This window comes from Mesorhizobium ciceri WSM4083, from assembly GCF_000519305.1.
Taxonomy (GTDB): domain Bacteria; phylum Pseudomonadota; class Alphaproteobacteria; order Rhizobiales; family Rhizobiaceae; genus Mesorhizobium; species Mesorhizobium ciceri_B.
In genome coordinates, this window is sequence record NZ_KI912610.1 from 1558310 (window position 1) to 1579661 (window position 21352).

Annotated in this window: 23 protein-coding genes; 11 read left to right on the plus strand and 12 right to left on the minus strand. The window is 64.3% G+C overall.

What is annotated here, in order from left to right:
* Window positions 1-193 precede the first annotated feature (193 nt).
* From MESCI2_RS0133600 to MESCI2_RS0133615, 4 genes are read left to right on the plus strand one after another with little or no spacing between them, the layout of a single operon-like run.
* Window positions 194-901, plus strand: coding sequence for a Tim44/TimA family putative adaptor protein (locus MESCI2_RS0133600; protein ID WP_023813422.1), 708 nt, complete (start codon window positions 194-196; stop codon window positions 899-901).
* A gap of 25 nt (window positions 902-926) precedes the next feature.
* Complete coding sequence (gene mltA, locus MESCI2_RS0133605; protein WP_027040324.1) at window positions 927-2051, plus strand: murein transglycosylase A; 1125 nt, start codon at window positions 927-929, stop codon at window positions 2049-2051.
* Window positions 2048-2578 (plus strand): Smr/MutS family protein, encoded by a 531-nt coding sequence (locus tag MESCI2_RS0133610; protein ID WP_027040325.1) that lies wholly within the window; start codon window positions 2048-2050, stop codon window positions 2576-2578. Before mltA ends, MESCI2_RS0133610 begins: the two co-directional genes overlap by 4 nt.
* A gap of 25 nt (window positions 2579-2603) precedes the next feature.
* Window positions 2604-2972 (plus strand): helix-turn-helix domain-containing protein, encoded by a 369-nt coding sequence (locus MESCI2_RS0133615; RefSeq protein WP_027040326.1) that lies wholly within the window; start codon window positions 2604-2606, stop codon window positions 2970-2972.
* 84 nt (window positions 2973-3056) lie between these two features.
* Here the strand turns inward: MESCI2_RS0133615 and MESCI2_RS0133620 are convergent, their stop codons facing one another.
* From MESCI2_RS0133620 to MESCI2_RS0133635, 4 genes are all read right to left on the minus strand, one after another.
* Window positions 3057-3284, minus strand: coding sequence for a hypothetical protein (locus tag MESCI2_RS0133620; RefSeq protein WP_027040327.1), 228 nt, complete (start codon window positions 3282-3284; stop codon window positions 3057-3059).
* A 346-nt stretch (window positions 3285-3630) separates the two neighbouring features.
* The gene (locus tag MESCI2_RS0133625) at window positions 3631-4248 is read right to left on the minus strand and encodes a transglutaminase-like cysteine peptidase (RefSeq protein WP_027040328.1); all 618 of its coding nucleotides are present in this window, start codon (window positions 4246-4248) and stop codon (window positions 3631-3633) included.
* 233 nt (window positions 4249-4481) lie between these two features.
* Window positions 4482-5759, minus strand: a complete 1278-nt coding sequence (locus tag MESCI2_RS0133630) for a polyhydroxyalkanoate depolymerase (protein WP_027040329.1) — start codon at window positions 5757-5759, stop codon at window positions 4482-4484.
* A gap of 232 nt (window positions 5760-5991) precedes the next feature.
* A complete protein-coding gene (locus MESCI2_RS0133635; protein WP_027040330.1) occupies window positions 5992-6351 on the minus strand; it encodes a septal ring lytic transglycosylase RlpA family protein in 360 nt (119 codons plus the stop codon).
* 309 nt (window positions 6352-6660) lie between these two features.
* On the opposite strand from MESCI2_RS0133635, the gene MESCI2_RS1000000138655 reads away from it, so the two are divergent.
* Window positions 6661-6837 carry a hypothetical protein gene (locus MESCI2_RS1000000138655; RefSeq protein ID WP_197031617.1) on the plus strand — a complete coding sequence of 59 codons (177 nt, stop codon included), beginning with the start codon at window positions 6661-6663 and terminating at the stop codon, window positions 6835-6837.
* Between the two features lie 293 nt (window positions 6838-7130).
* Here the strand turns inward: MESCI2_RS1000000138655 and MESCI2_RS0133645 are convergent, their stop codons facing one another.
* The 8 genes from MESCI2_RS0133645 to tauA all read right to left on the minus strand — a co-directional run bounded on the left by MESCI2_RS0133645 (window position 7131) and on the right by tauA (window position 14354).
* On the minus strand, window positions 7131-7922 hold the full coding sequence (locus MESCI2_RS0133645; protein WP_027040331.1) for an ATP-binding cassette domain-containing protein: 792 nt from the start codon (window positions 7920-7922) through the stop codon (window positions 7131-7133).
* Between the two features lie 10 nt (window positions 7923-7932).
* On the minus strand, window positions 7933-8709 hold the full coding sequence (locus MESCI2_RS0133650; protein WP_027040332.1) for an ABC transporter permease subunit: 777 nt from the start codon (window positions 8707-8709) through the stop codon (window positions 7933-7935).
* Window positions 8706-9869, minus strand: coding sequence for an FMNH2-dependent alkanesulfonate monooxygenase (ssuD, locus tag MESCI2_RS0133655; protein WP_027040333.1), 1164 nt, complete (start codon window positions 9867-9869; stop codon window positions 8706-8708). The genes MESCI2_RS0133650 and ssuD overlap by 4 nt, the downstream gene beginning before the upstream one ends.
* Window positions 9870-9960: 91 nt before the next feature.
* The gene (locus tag MESCI2_RS0133660; protein ID WP_032901459.1) at window positions 9961-10932 is read right to left on the minus strand and encodes a sulfonate ABC transporter substrate-binding protein; all 972 of its coding nucleotides are present in this window, start codon (window positions 10930-10932) and stop codon (window positions 9961-9963) included.
* A 423-nt stretch (window positions 10933-11355) separates the two neighbouring features.
* A complete protein-coding gene (locus MESCI2_RS0133665) occupies window positions 11356-11541 on the minus strand; it encodes a hypothetical protein (protein ID WP_013528709.1) in 186 nt (61 codons plus the stop codon).
* Between the two features lie 31 nt (window positions 11542-11572).
* Window positions 11573-12433 (minus strand): ABC transporter permease subunit, encoded by an 861-nt coding sequence (locus MESCI2_RS0133670; protein ID WP_027040335.1) that lies wholly within the window; start codon window positions 12431-12433, stop codon window positions 11573-11575.
* Window positions 12430-13221, minus strand: coding sequence for a taurine ABC transporter ATP-binding protein (locus MESCI2_RS0133675; RefSeq protein ID WP_027040336.1), 792 nt, complete (start codon window positions 13219-13221; stop codon window positions 12430-12432). The genes MESCI2_RS0133670 and MESCI2_RS0133675 overlap by 4 nt, the downstream gene beginning before the upstream one ends.
* Before the next feature lie 119 nt (window positions 13222-13340).
* Window positions 13341-14354, minus strand: coding sequence for a taurine ABC transporter substrate-binding protein (gene tauA, locus MESCI2_RS0133680; RefSeq protein ID WP_027040337.1), 1014 nt, complete (start codon window positions 14352-14354; stop codon window positions 13341-13343).
* A gap of 544 nt (window positions 14355-14898) precedes the next feature.
* Between tauA and MESCI2_RS1000000138355 the strand changes: the two genes are divergently transcribed.
* The 6 genes from MESCI2_RS1000000138355 to MESCI2_RS0133710 all read left to right on the plus strand — a co-directional run bounded on the left by MESCI2_RS1000000138355 (window position 14899) and on the right by MESCI2_RS0133710 (window position 21217).
* Entirely contained in the window at window positions 14899-15075 is a 177-nt protein-coding gene (locus MESCI2_RS1000000138355) for a hypothetical protein (protein ID WP_155936720.1), read from the plus strand.
* Between the two features lie 147 nt (window positions 15076-15222).
* Window positions 15223-15726 carry an RrF2 family transcriptional regulator gene (locus MESCI2_RS0133690; RefSeq protein ID WP_027040338.1) on the plus strand — a complete coding sequence of 168 codons (504 nt, stop codon included), beginning with the start codon at window positions 15223-15225 and terminating at the stop codon, window positions 15724-15726.
* 31 nt (window positions 15727-15757) lie between these two features.
* On the plus strand, window positions 15758-17092 hold the full coding sequence (locus MESCI2_RS0133695; protein ID WP_027040339.1) for an FAD/NAD(P)-binding protein: 1335 nt from the start codon (window positions 15758-15760) through the stop codon (window positions 17090-17092).
* 292 nt (window positions 17093-17384) lie between these two features.
* A complete protein-coding gene (locus tag MESCI2_RS0133700; RefSeq protein ID WP_027040340.1) occupies window positions 17385-18806 on the plus strand; it encodes a pyridoxal-phosphate dependent enzyme in 1422 nt (473 codons plus the stop codon).
* On the plus strand, window positions 18803-19999 hold the full coding sequence (locus MESCI2_RS0133705; protein WP_027040341.1) for a trans-sulfuration enzyme family protein: 1197 nt from the start codon (window positions 18803-18805) through the stop codon (window positions 19997-19999). The genes MESCI2_RS0133700 and MESCI2_RS0133705 overlap by 4 nt, the downstream gene beginning before the upstream one ends.
* Window positions 20000-20245: 246 nt before the next feature.
* Window positions 20246-21217, plus strand: coding sequence for a GlxA family transcriptional regulator (locus MESCI2_RS0133710; RefSeq protein ID WP_027040342.1), 972 nt, complete (start codon window positions 20246-20248; stop codon window positions 21215-21217).
* The last annotated feature ends 135 nt before the right edge of the window (window positions 21218-21352 follow it).

The window sequence follows — 21352 nt, forward strand, 5'->3', positions numbered from 1 at the left end:
TATGATCGTTTCGATTGTTTTGGCCGCCAGCGAGCAATCGCCGCTGGCACTGAGGCTGTTAGATAGGTATGCCTGCCTTTGATTTGAATGATTGCGCCTTGCGTTCTATATGCTTTGAATGTTGAACGCTATGCGACCGTGGCCATTGGGCCTGACGGTCCGGCCACAGGGCAGGGATTGATTGGCGGAAGATATGGGATTCTTCGACTTCGGCACGATTTTCTTCCTGATTGCGGCGGTGGTCATCTTTTTCCAGCTGCGCAATGTGCTGGGCCGCCGCACCGGCAGCGAACGGCCGCCCTTCGATCCCTATTCGGCGGCTCGCACCGGCGACAAGGATGCCGCCCAGAAATCCGAAAACGTCGTCTCGCTGCCGCGCAAGCGCCCGCCAGGCGAGCCGGCTCCCGACACCTATGCCGCGATCGACGCTTTCGCCAAGCCCGATACCGACCTCAACAAGGGCCTGCGCACGATCAAGGACAATGATCCGTCCTTCGAGCCGAAGGGTTTCGTCGACGGCGCCAAGATGGCTTACGAGATGATCGTCATGGCCTATGCCGACGGCGATCGCAAAACGCTGAAGAACCTTTTGTCGCGCGAGGTCTATGACGGTTTTGTCGCCGCCATCGGCGAGCGCGAGGCCAAGGCGGAAAAGATCCAGTCCTCCTTCGTCGGCATAGACAAGGCCGACATCGTCTCGGCCGAGATGAAGGGCGGCGAGGCGCATGTCACGCTGCGCATCATCAGCGAGCTGATTTCGGCGACCCGCGACAAGGCCGGTGCCGTCATCGACGGCGATCCGGAAACCGTCGCCGAGGTCAAGGATGTCTGGACCTTCGCCCGCGACACGCGCTCGCGCGATCCGAACTGGAAGCTCGTCGCCACCGAGGAAGAAGACTAGTTCGGAAACACGCGGCGAGGCTCCGGTGTCGCTATCGCCTCTTTTTGTCGAGAAAGCCTTCGGCGATCTGCCCGGCTGGGACGATGACGACCATCAGGCGGCCTTCGCCGCCTTTCGCCGCTCGGCCTTCCATGTCCTGACCAAACCCTATCGTAGCGGTGCGCTCGGCGTCGACTTCCACGCTTTTGCCGATGCCTACGCCGAGGCCCGGATCGTTTCGCCGGCGAATCGGTCGCCGGTTTTGACCCGCGGGGAAGCCCGCGCCTTCTTCGAGCGCCATTTTTCCCCGGCGCTTATCCCTGCCGAACATGGCGGCGCCGGGCTCGTCACCGGGTTTTACGAACCGCAAGTCGAGGCGTCACCGGTGCGCACGGACCGATTTTCGCTGCCATTGCTGTCGCGTCCGGCCGATCTCGTCGATATCGACGAAAGCAACCGGCCTGCCGGCCTGGATCCTTACCTCGCTTTCGCGCGCCAGACGCCGAACGGGCCGGTCGAGTATCCCGACCGTGGCGAGATCGAGCGTGGCGCGCTGGATGGCAGGGGCCTGGAAATCGCCTGGCTGGCCGACAAGGTCGATGCCTTCTTCATTCACGTGCAAGGTGCCGCACGCCTCACCATGACCGACGGCCGGCTTGTCCGCGTCACCTATGCCGCCAAATCCGGCCAGCGCTTCACCGGACCCGGCAAGATCCTGAGCGAGATTGGCGAGATCCCGCTGGCGGAGGTGACGATGCAGTCGATCCGCGCCTGGTTCAAGGCGCATCCGGACCGCATCGACGAGATACTGTGGCAGAACCGCTCTTACATTTTCTTCCGCCAGGCCGATGTCGAGGACGCGGCCCTTGGCCCGATCGCCGCCGCCAAGGTGCCACTGACGCCCGGCCGCTCGATTGCCGTCGACCGTCTGCTGCATACATTCGGCACGCCCTTTTACATCGACGCGCCGACGCTGACTGCCTTCGACGCAAAACCGTTCCGCCGCCTGATGATCGCGCAGGACACCGGCTCGGCCATCACCGGACCGGCGCGGGGCGACCTGTTCGCCGGTTCGGGCGATGCCGCGGGCGAGATCGCCGGCGTGGTCCGCAATGCCGCGGATTTTTATGCGCTGATCCCACGCGCGCTCGTTGCAGGCGCGGTCCGATGACCCGGCGCCCGGACAAGCTCAGCGAGGACGACCGGGTTCTGTGGAACCTGGTGGCGCGAACGGCCAAGCCGCTGAAGGGCAAATTTGCCATCGACATCCCTGAAATCCCTGCAGAGGTCAGGCCGAGTCAGTCGCAACCGGTTCAGTTCATGGGCAATCCGGGCGGCGCAGCCAAACCGAAGACGCAGCATGTCGCCCACGCGCTCGACGAGCCGACGTTGGACAAATTGTCGAAAGGCCGGCTGCCGATCGAGGGCCGCGTCGATCTGCACGGCATGACGCAGGACGAGGCCTATTCGCTGCTGTTTTCGTTCCTGCACCGGGCGCATGCCGGCGGCGTCCGCTATGTCCTGGTCATTACCGGCAAGGGCTCGTCCTCCGGCGGCGATGGCGTGTTGCGGCGCGCCGTGCCGGCCTGGCTGTCGACGCCCGCCTTCCGGCCGCTCGTCTCCAGCCACGACCATGCCGCCCGCAATCATGGCGGTTCGGGTGCGCTCTACATCCGCCTGCGGCGGGCGCGCCTGTGAGGAGCTCTATCATGAGGGTGGGGGCATGACCCCGTTCGGAGAGAAGCTGCGGACGCTACGAGGCGAACGCGGTGTCCGCCAAAAGGACATGGCGGCGGCGATCGGCGTCAGCGCCGCCTATCTGTCGGCGCTCGAACATGGCAGGCGCGGTGCCCCGACCTGGACGCTGATCCAGAAGATCATCGGCTATTTCAACATCATCTGGGACGACGCCGAGGAATTGGCGCGGCTGGCCGAGGCCTCGCACCCGCGTGTCAAACTCGACACGTCGGGTCTTTCCCCCGCCGCCACCGAGCTAGCCAATCTGCTGGCCGAAAACATCGAGAAACTCGACGAAGCCGAGCTTCGCCGCATCACCGCATCGATCCGCGCGGCGTTAAACCAGCGGCCGTAGTTTGAGGGTCCGCGCCGGTGCAACTTCGCCTGCTTCACGAGGAAACTGCCCGCCGGCGGTCCGCCGGCGGGCACAGTGGTGAGATCACTTCTTGCCGGCCGTGCCGCCATTACCGCCCCGGCCATTGTCGCCATGGCCATTGTTTCCACCGCCCAGGCAGTCCGACGCCCCGGCTTCACCGCAACAGCGGCCGGCCCAGAGGTCGTTGAGGTTGGTTTTGGAACAGCTGGTGGTCTGATCGGCCATGGCGGATCCGGCCATGCTCGACACCGCGATAGCGGCAAGAAGGGTGTTTCGCAGAAAAGCAGTCATCTGAAGTCTCCATGGTTGGTTTCGGTTCACGGCTGTGTGTCGCTGGCCGGAGCGAAATGGTTCACGGAGAAATGCGAGATTGTTGGAGGATGCGCGTGGAGCCGGGCCACGAGCGAGACGCCGGCGGGACAGCGCCCCCCTCTGCCCTGCCGGGCATCTCCCCCTCAAGGGGGGAGATTGGCGGCTTCGGCGCCGGATCGCCTCTTCAACACTATTCAACGCAGGAAATTGGCGAAAGCGGAGGTAACATCCGATCTCCCCCCTTGAGGGGGAGATGTCCGGCAGGACAGAGGGGGGCGCCAAGGATCGCCGATCCTTCGCCGATGCCGCCCTGGTCGTGCAGAAGCTACTGAACCGCGCCGACCAGAACCTGCTGGCCACCGCGGATCGAGACCCAGCGGCCGGTGTTGTCGATCGCCTGCCGCTTGAGGAAGCGGTAACCGGTCGCGTCCCATGGCTTGACCTTGTCGGTCAGATTGTCGAGCACATAGTCGCCCTCGTCGGTGCGCACCGTCAGCACGGCGTGACCCTCGCCGTCGGGCTTGCGCACGACGGTGATCAGAAGATCGGCAAGCGAGATGCTCATGCGCGAAAGCTGGCGCCGCTTTTCCAGCACATAGTCCTCGCAATCGCCGACGCCCTTGTCGGGATAGGCCCAGACCTCGTCCTTGCCGTAGATGTCCATGTCGCTCATCGGCTTGACGGCGGCGTTGACCCTGGCGGTGACATTGAGAAGCTTGCGCATCAGGCCGTCGCTCATCGGAGCCGGCGCCAGATTGGTCGGGCGGATCGAGCACTCGCCCGGATGCAGCTTGCAGAAATCATAGTGGCCGATCGGCTGCGAGGTAAGCCCCCCGGTCGCCATCGCTCCACCCGCCAAGGCCGGTGCCACCCAGCCCGCCGTCACTGCCAGCCCGGCCGCCACATACACGCGCAGCCGTTGCGCCATCGATGAGGAAATCATTGTCCCCGCTCACCCTTTGTTATTAACGAAAGGTTAAGGGGGATTTACAGTCCGTGTCAATTACGACGACGGTCGGATTGTCGGCATGGTTACCCGAGGGGCTGGACAGCGGCACTTGTGCAACAGAATCGGCCAGCCAACCGGCTTTTACCGGTCAATTGCACCGGTTTGTCGCCGTTAAGCTTGGTTTATGCAGATCATCGTCCCAAAACCGCAATTCTGGTCGACGTGCATTATCTCTTGGCGGCGCGGACCAGCTTAGGCTTCACCGCGACACGCTCCTGGCGGCCATAGCTGGTGATGAAGTCGACGATGCGCGGCACGATTTCGGAACGGAAGCGCGAACCGTTGAACACGCCGTAGTGGCCAACCGCCGGCTGCATGTAGTGGGCATGCCGCTCAGCCGGGATGTTGGGGCACAGATCATGCGCCGCCTTGGTCTGGCCAAGGCCCGATATGTCGTCGTTCTCGCCTTCGACCGTGAACATCGCGACGTTGCGGATCGCTGACGGATCGATCCTGGTGCCGCGATGCGTCATCTCGCCCTTGGGCAAGGCCTGGCGCACGAAAACCGTGTCGACGGTCTGCAGATAAAACTCCGCCGTCAGGTCCATGACAGCAAGGTACTCGTCGTAGAAATCGCGGTGCTTCTCGGCATTATCGCCATCATGCTTCACCAGATGCATGAAGAAGTCCTTGTGGGCGATGATGTGGCGGTCGAGGTTCATGCTCATGAAGCCGGACAGCTGCAGGAAGCCTGGATAGACCTCGCGGCCGAAGCCCGGCACCGGCCAGGGCGCATGCATCACGACATTGTCGCGGAACCAGTCGATGCCCTTTTCCTGCGCCAGCAGATTGACCGCGGTCGGGTTGCTGCGGGTGTCGATCGGGCCGCCCATCAAGGTCATGGTCGAGGGCACGAAGGGGTCGCCCTTGGTTTCCATCAGCGCCACGGCGGCCAGCACCGGCACGGAAGGCTGGCACACCGCCATCACATGCGTGTCCGGCCCCAGCGCATGCAGCATGTCGACGATGTAGTCGATGTAGTCGTCGAGATCGAATTGGCCGTCGGCCAGCGGCACCATGCGGGCATCGACCCAATCGGTGATGTGCACGTCGGCATGGGGCAGCATGGCTTCGACCGTGCCGCGCAGCAGCGTCGCATAGTGGCCCGACATCGGCGCCACGATGAGAAGCTTTGGGTCGGGCTTACGCCCGGCGGGAATGGCGCGTTCAAAGCGGACGAGATTGCAGAACGGCTTCGACCACACGGTCTTCTCGGCGACCTCGACGCTCTTCCAGTCGACCACGGTCTTGGTCAGGCCGAAGGCCGGTTTGCCGTAGCGGCGCGTGGTGCGCTCGAACAGTTCGGCCGTCGCCGCGATCGAACGGCCCCATTGCGTGTGGGAAAACGGATTGAGCGGATTGGAGTAGAACATCCGCACGGCGTCGGCATAGAGGCGCGCCGGCTGCAGCGCCGCGTGGTTCATTTCATAGAGCTGGTAGAACATCGAGAACCCCGCTGCTGCCTGCGACCGAAGGGACGACGAGCCGCGCCGAGCCCTAGATGTCTCGCGGGGAAGTTAACAACTAATTGCTGCGATGCAATACGTCACGCTGCGTGACCAATGCTTCTTTGGTTCAAGGCCATGGAATCGGGGCCGAACGGCGCCAGCCGGCTCAGTGTGCGGCTGCGAAATGTGTAGGGAGTGTGTCCGGCCCTTTTGCCGGACACAGGAAGCTCTAGACGCGCGCCATGCACACGGAAGTGTGGCCGGAGCCGATGAAGCCGAGCTGGCCGGCCGCACCCTTCGACAGGTCGAGCACGCGTCCCTTGATGAACGGACCGCGATCGTTGATACGCACGACGACGCTGCGGCCGTTGTTCTTGTTGGTCACCCTGAGCTTGGTGCCGAAAGGCAAGGTGCGATGCGCGGCGGTCAGCGCCGACGGGTTCATGCGCTCGCCCGATGCGGTCTTGGAGTGCAGGGCATACCACGAGGCGCGGCCGCACTGGGCGGCGGCGGTCGCCGAAGAAGCACCGACCATCAGGCCAGCAGCGATCGTTACCGCGACAATCGCGGTCTGTTTTGAGTTCTTCATATTTGGGGGATGGCTCCGTTTTTGACAGACCCCAGCCGTTAGGTGCCGAATAAGGCGGGAAATGCGGCAGTGATCTGGCGGTTCCGTGGCAATGGCACACGTTTGGAGTCGCTGGGTAACAGTCTGTCAGGGATTTTCCGGCACGCGACGATCAATCAAGGATGATCTTTGACCTGCTGCCAGGCACCCGTTTGACAAGATTGAACATTAATATCCAAGTAGAGCTCGGCACGGCCGGTCCCCTTCCTTCGGCTCTTTTATCGTGGCCCCGATGCTGCAACCAATCGACTTCAAAAGGGAGACTCGGAAATGAGGCTGAGCAAAAATCTTCTGGCGTTGATTGCCCTTGCCATCGGCGCGCTGTGGTCGCTGCAAGGCATCGGCGTGGTCGGCGGCAGCTTCATGACCGGCCAATCGCAATGGCTCTATATCGGCCTCGTCACCATGCTGGTCGGACTGGTGGGATTGGTGTGGGCGAACCGGTAGGGGGATGAGCTTCGAAGAAAGGTCGACCCCCACTCCGTCGAGCTGCGCTCGACACCTCTCCCCCGATCGACGGGGGAGAGGAAGGGCGCGAGCTTGAGCAAGGTTGGCTCCCTTCCTCTCCCTCCGGAGGGGGGAGAGGTGGCTCGGCGAAGCCGAGACGGAGTGGGGGAAGGCGCTCGTCGAGCGCGCTGCCGCCACAAGACGGCCATACCGCGGCGAGCAAGCCCACGCTCTCGGTCGATTCTGTTACCTATCTATCCGGTTCAGAAAGAATGCCGCCGCCCCCAACAAACCTACCCGAACAGCCGATCCAGAATCTTGCCTTCCAACCGCGCAAGCTCCACCGAACCGCGCCGGCGCGGCCGTTCGACCGGGACATCCAGATCAAGCGCGATCCGGCCTTCGCTGATCACCACGACCCGATCGGCCAGCGCAACCGCTTCAGCGACATCATGCGTGACCAGCACGGCGGTGAACTTCTGCGCGATCCAGATGCGTTCCAGAAGCTGCTGCATCTCGATGCGGGTCAGCGCGTCGAGCGCGCCCAGCGGCTCGTCGAGCGCCAGTATCTGCGGGTGGCCGACCAGCGCGCGGGCCAGCGCCACGCGCTGCTTCTGACCTCCCGATAGCACCGAAGGCCATTCGTCGGCCCGGTCGGCAAGCCCGACCTCGCCGAGGATGTCGAGCGCGCGTTGCCTTGCCTCCGCGCCGGAAGCAATCCCGGTCAGCCCGACCTCGACGTTTTTCACCACGCTGGCCCAGGGCAGGAGCCGTGGCTCCTGGAACATGAAGCGCGTGCGGCTGTGTCCTTCCTCTGCCACGCCGAATGTCAGCGATCCCGATGTCGGCCGGTCGAGCCCGGCCAGAAGTCGCAAAAGCGTGCTCTTGCCGCAGCCGCTCTTGCCGATGACGGCAAGGAACTGCCCGGCCGGCACGTCCAGGTCGATGCCGTCGAGCACGGTCTTGTCGCCGAAGCGCTTGCCGGCATGCCTGAAGGCAAAGGCCCGCTGTCCTTCGACGGAGCCGATCGGCCGCACCGGCGTGGCGACGAAGGAACGGGCTGCGGTCAGGCTGGCGGCGGTCATGGGCAATCTCTCATCCGTTCTGGAAGGCTGGATGCCAGCCGAGCGACAGCCGCTCGAGCAGGCGGGCGAGGCTGTCGGCGAGCTTGCCGAGCAGCGCGTAGATCAGGATCGACAGCACAACGACGTCGATCAGCAGGAATTCGCGCGCCTGCATGGCCATGTAGCCGAGACCGGAGCTGGCCGAGATGGTTTCGGCGACGATCAGCGTCAGCCACATGATGCCGAGTGCATAGCGCAGGCCGACGAAGATCGCCGGCAGCGCGCCGGGCAGGATGACGCGGAAGAACAGGGCGCGCCGGTCCATGCCGTAGACGCGGCCCATCTCGACCAGCTGCGGGTCGACGCTCTGGATGCCGAGCAGCGTGTTGACGTAGATCGGAAAGAACACGCCGAGCGCCACCAGGAACAGCTTGGCTTCCTCGTCGATGCCGAACCACAGGATGACCAGCGGGATCAGCGCCAGATGCGGAATGTTGCGGATCATCTGCAGCGTCGTGTCGGTCAGGCCGCGGCTGAGCGTCGACAGCCCGTTGGCAAGGCCGAGCGCAAAACCGATCGAACCGCCGACGGCGAAGCCGGCAAGGGCGCGCGCGGTCGAGACGCCGATGTTGCGGATCAACTCGCCTGACAGCGTCAGCCGCCAGAAGGCCTCGGCGACCGCACTTGGCGCCGGCAGCACGTTGGCCGGCATGACGCCCGCCCGGCTGGCAATCTCCCAGCCGGCAATAACCAGCGCCGGGAGCAGCCAGCCGATGGCATTGTTATGCAGGCGCGTGGCAGAGCTCATGACGAAGCCTGCAGGCGGTTGGCGCCATGGAAGCCGACCGAGAATTCGTTGGCGATGTTCTCATGCGCCCGCTGCCGCCTGGTGCCGAGCCCGAGTTTCGGGAACAGAAGCTCGGCGACGCGGTAGGCTTCCTCGAGATGCGGATAGCCTGAGCCGATGATGGTATCGATGCCGATCGCCTGGTATTCGCGGATGCGCTCGGTGATCTGTTCCGGCGTGCCGACCAGCGCCGTGCCGGCGCCGCCGCGCACCAGCCCGACACCGGCCCACAGATTGGGTGAGACGACCAGCCTGTCACGGCGGCCGCCATGCAGCTCGGCCATGCGGCGCTGGCCGACCGAGTCCATCTGGGTGAGGAAGCGCGCCTGCGCGTTTTCGATCTGGGCGTCGGTGACGTGGCTGATCAGCCGGTCGGCGGCGCGCCAAGCTTCCTCCTCGGTCTCGCGCACGATGAAATGCAGCCTGATGCCGAAACGCAGTTTTCTGCCGCGCAGTGCCGCTTTTGCGCGCGCCGCGGCCAGCTTCTCGGCAACTTGCGCCGGCGGCTCGCCCCAGGTCAGATACATGTCGACGAGGTCGGCGGCGAGGTCCTGGCCGGCGTCCGACGAGCCGCCGAAATAGAGCGGCGGCCGCGCCTGCGCGGGCAGAAGGTCGAGCCGGCCATTCTCGACGCGGTAATATTTGCCGTCGAAATTGACTCGTTCGCCGGACGCCAGGGCGCGCCAGATGGTCAGGAATTCATGCGCCTGGGCATAGCGCTCGTCATGCGGCAGGAAGACGCCGTCGCCGGCGAGCTCGGTCGGGTTGCCGCCGACCACGACATTGAGCAGCAGGCGGCCATTGCTCAAGCGGTCGAGTGCGGCGGTCTGGCGCGCGGCGAAAGTCGGCAGCGTGACGCCCGGCCGCAGCGCGACAAGGAATTTCAGCTTTTCGGTCAGCGTCGCGAGACCTGTCGCGGTGATCCAGGAATCCTCGCAGTTCTGACCCGTGGGCAGCAGCACGCCGGGAAAGCCGAGCCGGTCGACCGCTTGCGCGATCTCCTTGAAGTAGCCGAATTCGGGCGGTCGCTGCTGCTCCTCGGAACCGAGATAGGAACCGTCGCCATGCGTCGGGATGAACCAGAAGAAATCGAGCGGTGCGGTGCTGGCAGGCGCGGTCATGTCTGGCACAGTCACGGGCGGATCTCCTGGAGATATGGGTGCAAACGCAAATGGCGCCGGGCGTTCCCACCCGGCGCCGTCAGGGGACAAGTTAGTTGCCGGGTGCTGTCCACACCGCGTCGGAGATGCGGACCGCTTTCGGGATCAGCCCGAGCTTGTAGAAGCGGTCGGCGGTCGCCTGCTGGCCGGCGATGATCTCGTCGGTGATCGGAAAGATGCCGAACTTGGTGCGGTTGGCGGCGATGATCTGCGCGTCGAGCGGCACGCCGGTCACCTCATGCAGCGCCGCGGCCACCTTGTCGCGGTTCTGGTCGGCCCACTTCGCCGCCTCGCCAAGGGCAGATATCGTCGTGGTGATGGTTTCGGGGTGCGCCTTGGCGAAATCCTTGTTGGCGAGGAAGTAGGTGTTGACCCTAAGCACCTCGCTGGAGCGGGCCAGCACACGCGGCTGGTAGCGGGTTTCGGCGATGGCGAAGAACGGATCCCAAACGCTCCAGGCATCGATCTGGTCGCTGGCGAAGGCAGCGGCCGCATCCGCGGGGCTGAGATAGACCGGCGTGATCTGGTCGAACGGAATGCCGGCCTTTTCCAGCGCCGCGACAAGCAGATTATGCGCGCTGGTGCCCTTGCCGACACCGACGCGCTTTCCCTTGAGATCGGCAACCGACTGGATCGGCGACGCCGGCTTGACGAAGATCGCCTCGCCCTCGCCATTCGACGGCAGCGCCGCCGCATAGACGATGTTGGCGCCGGCCGACTGGCCGAAGATCGGCGGTGCGTCGCCGGTCCAGCCGACATCGATGGCGCCGACATTCAGCGCCTCCACCAGCGGCGGCCCGGCGGTGAACTCGACCCACTTGACGGTGACGCTCTTGTATCCAAGGGCCTTTTCAATCACCTGCTGCTGCCTCGCGATCACCGGCAGGCCGGTCTTCTGATAGCCGATGCTGAGCTGCTTCAGCTCCTGCGCTGTGGCGCCGGCTGACACGGCAACCGTCGCCGCCAGCAGGCCGATGCCGAAAACACGTCTCGTCAGATTGAAAGGCTTGGTCAGATTGAACATTGATCCCTCTCCTTCGCTGCGGATCGGCGCCGGAAATGGCCTCGCCGGTTGGAAGATGGATCAGGCTAGGTAGTTCTATAAATTTAGTAGAGGAATGATTTTGCGAGTTGGCGTGGAGGTGAGGAATTGTCTTCTACGGCAACCCAGAATTCGTCATCCTAGGGCGGAGCAAGGCCACGCCAATGGAAGATCGAGTTGATTGAGAAAGCCAATCCCGAGTGGTTCGAGCTCTTTCGCGGAACTGGGTGGTAGTCGTTCGGTTTCTTGCACCGCCGGAGCATAGCATACCGTCACGGCATGGATCCTAGGGTCTGCGCCACGTCGCTTCGCTCCTCGCTCCGCCCTAGGATGACGAAGCGTAGGGTTGTTTCGGCCCATATCGAGGCGTCCGATTGGGCCAAGCGGCGATCAATTCGCCATCCCTCACTGCGACCAATACTGCCATGCCCAGTAAAAACTCTCGTCGCGTGGCGGCAGGCGGTCGCGCTCGGCGTCCCAGCGGACCGGCGTTGGCGATTTCGGTTGCTGTTCTAGCGGCTGGCTTTCCCTGGTCCAGGCGAGAAGCCAGTTACCGGCTTGGGCGAACAGCACGGCGGTGGAATGGGTCATCGTCATTCTCTCCTGCTCTTCCGGTTTCCAATCATTCGCGTCCCGCCCACGGGACGAGCACGCACTCGATCCTGCGGAGGGTGAATTCGAGCACGAAGGCAATGGCCGCGATCACCAATATGCCCATCACCACCACGTCGGTGACGAGGAACTGGGCGGCCGACTGGATCATGAAACCAAGCCCGCGCGTCGCCGCCACCAGTTCGGCGGCGACCAGCGTCGACCAGCCGGCGCCGAGCGCGATGCGCAGTCCGGTCAGGATCGAAGGCAGCGCGCTGGGCAGGATGACGTGGCGGACCACTTGGCGCTGAGTTGCACCCAGTGAGCGCGCCGCATTGATGCGTTCCTGCGAGACGCCGCGAACGCCGGACGCGGTCGACAAGGCCACCGGGGCCAGCATGGAAATAGTGATCACCAGGATCTTCGACGGTTCGCCGATGCCGAACCAGATGATGACCAGCGGCAGGTAGGCGAGCGGCGGGATAGGCCGCAGGAATTCCAGCAGCGGATCGAAGATGCCGCGTCCGATCGTGCTGATGCCGATGGCGAGACCGACGGGAACGCCGACGACGATGGCGGCGACCAGCGCGGCGAAAACCCGGCCCAGGCTGGCGACGGCATGCTGCAGCAGCGTCGCATCGACGAAGCCGTCACGGGCGACGAGGACGAACTTGTTCCACACCGCCACCGGCGAAGGCAGGAACACTGGCGACACCAGTTGCAGGCGGGCCGACAGCGCCCACAGCGCCAGCACCACTAGGATGGTCACCACGCTGACCGCGCGGGCGGAAACGCCTTTGCGCTTCGGGCTGGGTCGCGACCATGGAACCGACAGGCCATCGGCCTCGTCGATCTTGTGTCCCGGCCGCTCGGTGTAAGAGGTAACGGTCATGCCGCCTCTCCTTCGAAGATCGCATCGGTCAACTCGCCGCGCGCCGCGGCAAAAGCCGGATCGGCCTTGATGGTGCGAATGGCCTCGCCGGCCGCGTAGCGCCTGGAGAAACCGGGCTCGAAGCTGCGCACCACGCGGCCCGGGCCGGGTGCCAGCACGACGATGCGGGTGGCGAGCACCAGCGCCTCCTCAATGCCGTGCGTCACCATCAGCACGCCGACATCGCTTGCCGTCCACAAATCGAGCAGCGTCGTCTGCATGCGCTCGCGCGTCAGCGCATCGAGCGCACCGAGCGGCTCGTCGAGCAGCAGGAATTCGGGTTCGGCGGCGAGTGCCCTGGCCAGGCCGACGCGCTGGCGCATGCCGCCGGAAAGCTCCCAGATGCGCTTGTCGCCGGCGTCGGTGAGCTTCACCAGCTCAAGCAATTCATCGGCACGGCGCGCCCGCTCGGCCGGCCTGATGCCGCGCAGCCTGAGCGCGAAGGCGACGTTTTCGCGCGCGGTCAGCCACGGAAACAAAGCGTCGTTCTGGAACACCACCGCCCGGTCCGAGCCCGGCCCGGCGATCGGTTGGCCGTTGATGGAGGCACGCCCACGCGCCGGCGCGACAAGACCGGCGGCGACGTTGAGCAGCGAGGTCTTGCCGCAGCCGGAACGGCCGACCAGCACGACGAAGTCGCCCTTGGCGACATCGATCGACACAAGCTCGACGGCAGGCTCCGCCTGGCCGTCATAGTGGATCGAGACCTTGTCCAGTACGAGATGGGGGTCGAGCACGAGATGCGGCATGGATGCCTCGCAGTTGGTTGAAATCCGACTGCCCCGGAGCCGCTCCTCGTCAGCGGTTCCGGGGCAGTCAGCACGCGGCGTCAGGGAAGATCCGCGCGCGTTCAGTTGGGGTCAGGCGCTCAGTTCGAGGCCAGCGCCTGGGTGACGTATTTCGACGACACGTATTTCGAATAGTCGGGAAGCACGGCGTCGATCTTGCCTTGCTCCTTGAGGAAGGCGGATGTCGCTTCCACCGCCTTGACCGTGCCGCCGCCGAGGAATTTGTCGGAGGCCTGCTCTTCCAGCGTGGGGAAGACATAGCCCTTGAGCAGCTGCGGCACTTCTTCCAGCTTGGCGCCGGTGAGCTTGGCGATCGCGGCCGCCTGCGGCGACGACACCGACCATGCCTCCGGCTTGGCGAGGAACTCGGCATAGGCAGCGCCCGTCACCTTGACGAAGTCGCGGACCGCTTCCGGGTTTTTTTCGGCAAAGTCGGTGCGCACGATCCAGGCGTCGAAGGTCGGCGCGCCCCAGGCGGCGACCTGCGAGGAATCCAGCACCACCTTGCCCGTCGTCTTGATCTGGCCGAGCGCCGGATCCCAGACGTAAGCCGCATCGATGTCACCGCGCGAAAAGGCTGCTGCGATTTCCGGTGGCCTGAGATTGAGGACCTCGACCGACTTCGGATCGACGCCCTCGTGCTTCAGCGCGGCGAGCAGGCTGTAATGCGTCGTCGACACGAACGGCACGGCGACTTTCTTGCCGGCGAGGTCGGCGATTTTCTCGATGCCGGCGCCGTTGCGCGCCACCAGCGCCTCGGATTGCCCGATCAGGCCGACGATGAAGATGGTCTGGATCGGCAGCTCGCGGCTCGCCGCCGCCGCCAGCGGGCTCGAACCGACATAGCCGATATCGACCGAGCCGGAAGCGACCGCGGCGATGACATCGGCGCCGGAATCGAATTTGCGCCAGTCGATGGTGGCCTTCGTCGCCTTTTCATAGGCGCCGTCGGCCTGCGGCACTTTCGAAGGCTCGACCACCGTTTGATAGCCGATGGTGATCTTGAGGTCGTCGGCATGGGCCGGGCCGAGAAAGGCCGCACCGGCAAGTGCCGCTGATGAGAGGAGAACAATGCGTCGCGAAATGGTGGACATGAAGGGCTCCTGAAAAGAGAAAACCGGAATGCCCCATGATAGTCCGCTAATTCTATTGGGTTTGTAGAGTTAAATCCTTCCAACGAAGGTGGGGTTGTTAGAAAAAAGCTGTCGGTGGTTGGGTGCCAGGGCGGATGAGGCGATTGTGGTCGGCTCGGCCACGGTCTGAAGTCTTCTGATGTCGGCGGGACAGCACCCCCGCACACCCCCCTCTGGCCTGCCGGCCATCTCCCCCGCAAGGAGGGAGATTGGCAGTTCCGAAGCTGCGCCCAATGCTGCGAGGGGGAGATTGGCTAAAGCGGTTGAGCGCTCAATCTCCCCCCTTGCGGGGGAGATGTCCGGCAGGACAGAGGGGGGTGCTGTCCCGCCGGCCTTAACCTTCTGAACCGCCGTGATGGCTCCATGCCCACCGCGAACCAAAATTCCCCCTCCAGCTCTCATTCGGCAAATCCATACCCCAAACAACTCTGGATTCGAAAACGCGTTCCGCGTGTTCGGGGGTAAGTATAGTACTCTTATCGACATTAGAGAGTTGGAGTCGACGATGAGCGACCACCACATCACCAAAATCGCCAGCGGCATGGATCGGCTTTCGCCGTCGCGTCAGTCGATGCCGGTCGCCTCCGGCCCTGAAGGACCATTTGCCATCTCGCTGCCGTCAAAGCGCATTTTTGTGCTCTCTAGGGCACAAAGACTGGTCAAAATGGCCGGCGCGGCTTGAAAACGAAGCAAAATCAACAGTTCTCGGCTTGTATATCATGTCACTAGAACTTATGTGTCATGCGGGCTTGGACGCGGCGGCAACGCGCGCCAGGCGTTTTGCAACCGATGGTTCCACGCCGTCGCATGACAGAGAAATTTTGATCTCATGCTCACGAAAAAGGGCAAGTACGGCCTCAAGGCGCTCGTCCACCTCGCGCGATTGCCGGTCGGGCAGCTCGCCTTCGTCAACGACGTCGCCACCGGCAACAACATCCCGAAGAAATTTCTCGACGCCATCCTGGGCGAGTTGCGCAATGCCGGCTTCGTCCAGAGCCGCAAGGGCAAGGATGGCGGCTATCGCCTGGCGCGCCCCGCCGACGAGATCAAGGTCGGCCATGTCGTGCGCGTCCTCGACGGGCCGCTGGCGCCGATCCCCTGCGCCAGCCGCACCCAGTACCAGCGCTGTGAAGATTGCAATGAGGCGACATGCCAAGTCCGACATCTGATGCTCGAGGTCCGGCAGGCGATCGCCGAGGTCCTCGATCAGCGCAGCCTCGCGGAAATGCGCGATATCTCTCTCGACGACCTGTCGGTCGCGAGGGCCATCGACGACCTGCCGGTTGCAGGGGACATCGGCGATCTGCCGGTCGCGGTGAAGGTCCAGGCCTGACACTGGCGCTGCGCAGAGCGAAGGCATGCCTATGACCGGGCGCGCCAACTCCATCATCATTGTCGGCGGCGGCGCCAGCGGCGTCGTGCTGGCCGCGCATCTCCTGAAGTCGCCCAATCCCGACCTGCGCGTCACGCTGATCGAAAGGCGCCCGCATTTCGGCCAGGGCATCGCCTATTCGACGCTGCTGTCGGCGCATGTCTTGAATGTCAGCGCCGCCGGCATGAGCGCCTATGCCGACGATCCCGGTAATTTCTGGCGCTGGCTGCAGGAGCGCGGCCTGGCAACGGCCGAGCAGGCGCCTTTCTATGCGCCGCGCAGCATCTATGCCCGTTACCTCGGCGAGTTGCTCGACGAGCTGCAGGCGCGCGAAAAGCAGAGCGGGCGGCTTCGGTTGATCCGCGAGGAAAGCCTCTCGATCACGCCCACCGCATCCGGTGTCGAAGTGGCGCTGGCCAACGGCACCAGCGTCGTTGCGCATCTCGCCGTGCTGGCCACCGGCCACGACGAGGAGCCGGCGCAAGGCCATGCCATCAGGATGGGATCGGAAGCCGATACAGCACTTCCGCCCGACGCCGGCGTCATGGTGCTGGGCACCGGCCTGAGCATGGTCGACGCCTTCCTGGCGCTGGAACAGCGCGGCCATCGCGGCGACATCATAGCTGTCTCGCGGCGCGGCCTGCTGCCCTCGCCGCATCGCAAGGGCAATCCGATCAAGCTCGACGTCGCCGACATTCCGCTCGGCACCCAGCTCTCCTACTTCGTCGGCTGGTTCCGCGACCTGATCAAGGAAAACCAGAAGGCCGGCATCGACTGGCGCGACGTCGTCGACGGCCTGCGGCCGTTCAACCAGAAGATCTGGCAGAACTGGCCGGCTTCCGCCAAGCGCCGCTTCGTCGAGCACACCAAGGCCTGGTGGGACATCCACCGCCATCGCATGGCGCCCGAGGTCTATGCCCGCGTCACCGAGGCAGTGCGGTCCGGCCGCATCCGCCTGGTCGCCGGCCGCGTCGTCGACATTGCGCGCAACGGCGAATTCACCGTCCAGGTCCAGTCGCGCCACACGCAGCGCCTCGAGACCTTCGAGGTCGCCCGCATCTACGATTGCTCTGGTATCGTCAGGGACATCTCGACCTCGTCGAACAGCGTCGTGCGCTCGCTGGTCGATCGCGGCCTGGCACGGCCGGATCCGCTGCGCATCGGCCTCGACGTATCGGCCAAATGCGAGATCATCGCCGGCGACGGCACCGTTTCGGCCAAGATCCTCGCCGTCGGCCCGCTGACGCGCGGCACCTTCTTCGAGATCGACGCCATTCCCGATATCCGCGTGCAGTGTGCCAGGCTGAGCAAGCAGCTGTTGGGTTAGGCTGTGTCGATATTCAGGTGATGCCGGCCTGCAGATGGCGGCTTCCTGCGCTTCCGGTGCTCACGTACCCAAAAGTACGCTCCGCTCCGGTTCTCGGAACCCACCATTTTCGACTCGGCCTGACCTGAATCTCAACACACCCTGCGAGCCCTTGAGGTGTAAACCCGGAATTTCATTCCGCATCTGGCCGGTTGATTGGCACGATCTATCTTCTTTCCGACTGCAAAGGGCTGGAAAAGAGGATACGCTGCCGCTCTGCCTCGAGGCGGTCGCTTGGTCATGGAGCATCGATATGAGCGAGCACGAGATCGCCGCAGCCGACGAATTGTCCCGCCTGCGTCCGCCCTACAAATCCGTCCTCGACCTGATCGGCCAGACGCCGGTGGTCGAGCTGACCAAATTCGACACCGGCAAGTGCCGGCTGTTCATCAAGCTCGAAAGCCAGAACCCCGGCGGCTCGATCAAGGACCGCATCGCGCTGTCGATGATCGCCGCGGCTGAAAAGCAGGGCAAGCTCAGGCGCGGCGGCACCATTGTCGAGGCGACGGCCGGCAATACCGGCCTCGGCCTCGCCCAGGTCGGCATCCCCAAGGGCTACCGCATCGTGCTGGTCGTGCCAGACAAGATGTCGCGCGAAAAGATCCAGCATCTGCGCGCGCTCGGCGCCGAGGTGCGCATGACGCGCTCCGATGTCGGCAAGGGCCATGCCGAATATTACCAGGACATGGCCGAGAAGATCGCGGCGGAAACGCCCGGCGCTTTCTACGCCAACCAGTTCGCCAACCCGGCCAACCCGCTGGCGCATGAAACCACCACCGGTCCGGAGATCTTTTCGCAGCTCGACGGTGACGTCGATGCCGTGGTCGTCGGCGTCGGCTCCGGCGGCACGCTGACCGGGCTTGGCCGCTACTTCGCCAAAGTGTCGCCGAAGACCGAAATGGTGCTGGCCGATCCGGTCGGCTCGGTGCTGGCGCCACTGATCAAGACCGGCAAGATGGAAGAGGCCGGCAGCTGGACGGTGGAAGGCATCGGCGAGGATTTCGTGCCGCCCAATGCCGATCTGTCGCTGGTCAAGAAGGCGTATTCCATCCCCGACAAGCAGAGCATGCTGGCGGTGCGCGACCTCTTGTCGAAGGAAGGTATCCTCGCCGGCTCATCCTCGGGCACGCTTTTGTCCGCCGCGCTGCGCTATTGCCGCGAGCAGACGGTGCCGAAACGCGTCGTCACCTTCGTCTGCGACAGCGGCAACAAGTATCTGTCGAAGGTGTTCGATGATTTCTGGCTGGCCGAGCAGGGGCTGGCCGAGCACGAACAGCATGGCGATCTGCGCGATCTGGTGATGCGCTCGCACCGCACCGGCGACACCGTCTATGTCGGCCCGGACGAAAGCCTGCTCAACGCCTATGGCCGCATGCGCCGCTCCGATGTCTCGCAGCTGCCGGTGCTCGACAATGGCAAGCTCGTCGGCATCGTCGACGAAAGCGATATTCTTGCCCATGTCGACGGCCCCTATGATGGCCGCTGGGAGCGCTTCAACGGCCCGGTGCGCACGGCCATGACCTCCAACCTGCACACGCTGCAGGCCAGCCAGACGCTGGATGCGCTGCTGCCTGTGTTCGACCGCAACGAAGTAGCCATCATCTTCGACGGCGACGAGTTCGTCGGCCTGATAACCCGCATCGACCTGATCAACCATCTGAGGCGCGCACGATGACCAGCAATACTCCGCCAGCCGGCCCATCTTCAGCCGGCAAGAACCGCCTGGCCTTTTCGACGCGCACCATCCATGGCGGCCAGAGCCACGACCCGCTGACCGGCGCGGTGATGGTGCCGATCTACGCCACCTCGACCTTTGCCCAGCAGTCGCCCGGCGTGCACAAGGGTTTTGAATATGCCCGCAGCCAGAACCCGACGCGCTTTGCCTTCGAGCGCGCGGTGGCCGATCTCGAAAGCGGCTCGGCCGCCTTTGCCTTCGCCTCCGGCCTGGCGTCGATCGCCACAGTACTGGAACTACTCGACTCCGGCGCGCATATCGTTGCCACCGACGACATCTATGGCGGCTCCTTCCGGCTGATGGAGCGGGTGCGAAAGCGCTCTGCCAATCTGCAGGTCTCGTTCGTCGATTTCACCGATCTCGCCGCCGTCGAGGCCGCGATACGCCCGGAGACGAAAATGCTCTGGGTCGAGACGCCGACCAACCCGCTGCTGCGCATCGTCGACCTCGAAGGCGTCGCCGCACTTGCCAAGCGCAAAGGCATTTTGTCGGTCGCCGACAACACCTTTTGCAGCCCCTATATCCAGCGGCCGCTGGAGCTCGGCATCGATATCGTCGTGCATTCGACGACCAAATATCTCAATGGCCATTCCGACATGGTCGGCGGCGTGGCTGTTGTCGGCGACAACAAGGACCTCGCCGCCCAGCTGAAATTCCTGCAGAACGCCATCGGCGCCATATCGGGTCCGTTCGACAGCTTTCTGGCGCTGCGCGGGCTGAAGACTTTGGCGCTGCGCATGGAGCGTCATTCCGCCAACGGCCTGAAAATCGCGCAGTGGCTGGAAGCGCGCCGCGATGTGCGCCGCGTCATCTATCCCGGCCTCGCCAGCCACCCGCAACACGCCGTCGCCGTCCAGCAGATGCACGCCTTCGGCGGCATGATCACAGCCGTGCTCGACCGCGACCTTGCCGGCACCAAAAAGTTCCTCGAACGCACGCAGCTGTTCACGCTGGCCGAAAGCCTCGGCGGTGTGGAAAGCCTGATCGAGCATCCGGCGCTGATGACGCATGGGTCCATTCCGGCCGAGAAACGGGCCGAGATCGGCATATCGGATTCGCTGGTAAGGTTGTCGGCGGGGATCGAGGATGGTGATGATCTGATCGCGGATTTGGAGCAGGCGCTGGGGGGTTAGACCCTCAAATCGCCAAAGTCGGCGCCGCCCCTCATTGCCCTGCCGGGCATTTCTCCCCGTATAGCGACGGGGAGAAAGACGCTAACCGCGGCCGCCGGTGATTGGCGTAAGCGCCGATAACAGCGTCCCTCGCCCCGTTTACGGGGAGAGGATGCCGGCAGGCAGGTGAGGGGCGGCGCTGACGTTCCAGGTTCAAGCATCAGCCCCGTTGACCCCGCGCCCCATCTGCCCGAAATGTAGCGCCCCATGGCTACACACGCCCCACCCAAACCCACCGACACCCCGCTCACCTTCGCGGTGCTGGTCTTCCCCGGCTTTCCGATGATGGCGTTCAGTTCGGTCATCGAGCCGCTGCGTGCCGCCAATGTCCTGGCGAAGCGGCAATGCTATCGCTGGATCATCGTCGGGGCCACCCAAGGCTCGGTCGAGGCTTCGAACGGCGTCGTCATCCAGCCGGGTTTTTACGCCGAGGATGCACCGAAGGTCGACCGCATCGTCGTCTGTTCCGGCGGCGATGCCGACCACCTCGTCGCCGAGGACGCGGCACACTGGATCCGCAAGAGCCTGCGCAATGGCGCCCATATCGGCGCGGTGGCGGATGCGGCGTTCTTCCTGGCGCGCGCCGGCCTGCTCGATGGCCACGCCTGTACCTTGCACTGGACCAGCCAGGCCGCCTTCACCGAGGCTTTCCCCAACATCGAGCTTCGGCGCGACCTCTACGTCATCGACCGCAAGCGCTTCACCTCGGCGGGCGGTGTCGGCAGCCTCGACATGATGCTGGAGATCATCACCCGCGACTACGGCGCCGAGCTTGCCGCCGGCGTCGCCGAATGGTTCGTGCACAGCCAGCTACGCTCCAGCATCGACCGCAAGATGATGCCGCTGCGGCTGCGCACCGGCGTCCAGAACGAGCTGGTGCTGTCGGCCATCGCCATCATGGAGGACGCGGTGGAAGAGCGGCTTGGCATGGCCGAGCTGACCGCGAAGCTCGGCGTCTCCTCCGACAAGCTCGAGCGCAGCTTCCGTTCCGAACTCGCCATCTCGCCCAATGGCTACTACCGGCGCCTGAGGCTGAAGCGCGCCGCCGATCTGCTGGCGCACTCGACGCTCGCCGTGCGCGACGTCGCGCTGGCGTGTGGGTTTGCATCGATGTCGAGTTTTGCCCGGGCGTTTCGGGAAGAGCACGGGCATCCGCCGAAACTGGCGAGACGGCATTAGGTGTCGCTCCCTGACGGGTGTGACGTTGGCGGGACAGCGCCCCCCTCTGTCCTGCCGGACATCTCCCCCTCAAGGGGGGAGATCGGACTGCATCTCTGCTTTCGCTAATCTCAGATGTTGCAGAGAAGAACGGCG

Coding starts and splice junctions, on each gene's coding strand:
- MESCI2_RS1000000138355 (WP_155936720.1), top strand. CDS start 14,899: ATGAGCGACCACCACATCACCAAAATCGCCAGCGGCATGGATCGGCTT.
- MESCI2_RS0133690 (WP_027040338.1), top strand. CDS start 15,223: ATGCTCACGAAAAAGGGCAAGTACGGCCTCAAGGCGCTCGTCCACCTC.
- MESCI2_RS0133600 (WP_023813422.1), top strand. CDS start 194: ATGGGATTCTTCGACTTCGGCACGATTTTCTTCCTGATTGCGGCGGTG.
- MESCI2_RS0133700 (WP_027040340.1), top strand. CDS start 17,385: ATGAGCGAGCACGAGATCGCCGCAGCCGACGAATTGTCCCGCCTGCGT.
- MESCI2_RS0133695 (WP_027040339.1), top strand. CDS start 15,758: ATGACCGGGCGCGCCAACTCCATCATCATTGTCGGCGGCGGCGCCAGC.
- MESCI2_RS0133650 (WP_027040332.1), bottom strand. CDS start 8,709: ATGAGCTCTGCCACGCGCCTGCATAACAATGCCATCGGCTGGCTGCTC.
- MESCI2_RS0133665 (WP_013528709.1), bottom strand. CDS start 11,541: ATGACCCATTCCACCGCCGTGCTGTTCGCCCAAGCCGGTAACTGGCTT.
- MESCI2_RS0133710 (WP_027040342.1), top strand. CDS start 20,246: ATGGCTACACACGCCCCACCCAAACCCACCGACACCCCGCTCACCTTC.
- MESCI2_RS1000000138655 (WP_197031617.1), top strand. CDS start 6,661: ATGAGGCTGAGCAAAAATCTTCTGGCGTTGATTGCCCTTGCCATCGGC.
- MESCI2_RS0133635 (WP_027040330.1), bottom strand. CDS start 6,351: ATGAAGAACTCAAAACAGACCGCGATTGTCGCGGTAACGATCGCTGCT.
- MESCI2_RS0133670 (WP_027040335.1), bottom strand. CDS start 12,433: ATGACCGTTACCTCTTACACCGAGCGGCCGGGACACAAGATCGACGAG.
- MESCI2_RS0133660 (WP_032901459.1), bottom strand. CDS start 10,932: ATGTTCAATCTGACCAAGCCTTTCAATCTGACGAGACGTGTTTTCGGC.
- MESCI2_RS0133630 (WP_027040329.1), bottom strand. CDS start 5,759: ATGTTCTACCAGCTCTATGAAATGAACCACGCGGCGCTGCAGCCGGCG.
- MESCI2_RS0133675 (WP_027040336.1), bottom strand. CDS start 13,221: ATGCCGCATCTCGTGCTCGACCCCCATCTCGTACTGGACAAGGTCTCG.
- tauA (WP_027040337.1), bottom strand. CDS start 14,354: ATGTCCACCATTTCGCGACGCATTGTTCTCCTCTCATCAGCGGCACTT.
- MESCI2_RS0133615 (WP_027040326.1), top strand. CDS start 2,604: ATGACCCCGTTCGGAGAGAAGCTGCGGACGCTACGAGGCGAACGCGGT.
- MESCI2_RS0133645 (WP_027040331.1), bottom strand. CDS start 7,922: ATGACCGCCGCCAGCCTGACCGCAGCCCGTTCCTTCGTCGCCACGCCG.
- MESCI2_RS0133620 (WP_027040327.1), bottom strand. CDS start 3,284: ATGACTGCTTTTCTGCGAAACACCCTTCTTGCCGCTATCGCGGTGTCG.
- MESCI2_RS0133610 (WP_027040325.1), top strand. CDS start 2,048: ATGACCCGGCGCCCGGACAAGCTCAGCGAGGACGACCGGGTTCTGTGG.
- MESCI2_RS0133625 (WP_027040328.1), bottom strand. CDS start 4,248: ATGATTTCCTCATCGATGGCGCAACGGCTGCGCGTGTATGTGGCGGCC.
- MESCI2_RS0133705 (WP_027040341.1), top strand. CDS start 18,803: ATGACCAGCAATACTCCGCCAGCCGGCCCATCTTCAGCCGGCAAGAAC.
- ssuD (WP_027040333.1), bottom strand. CDS start 9,869: ATGACCGCGCCTGCCAGCACCGCACCGCTCGATTTCTTCTGGTTCATC.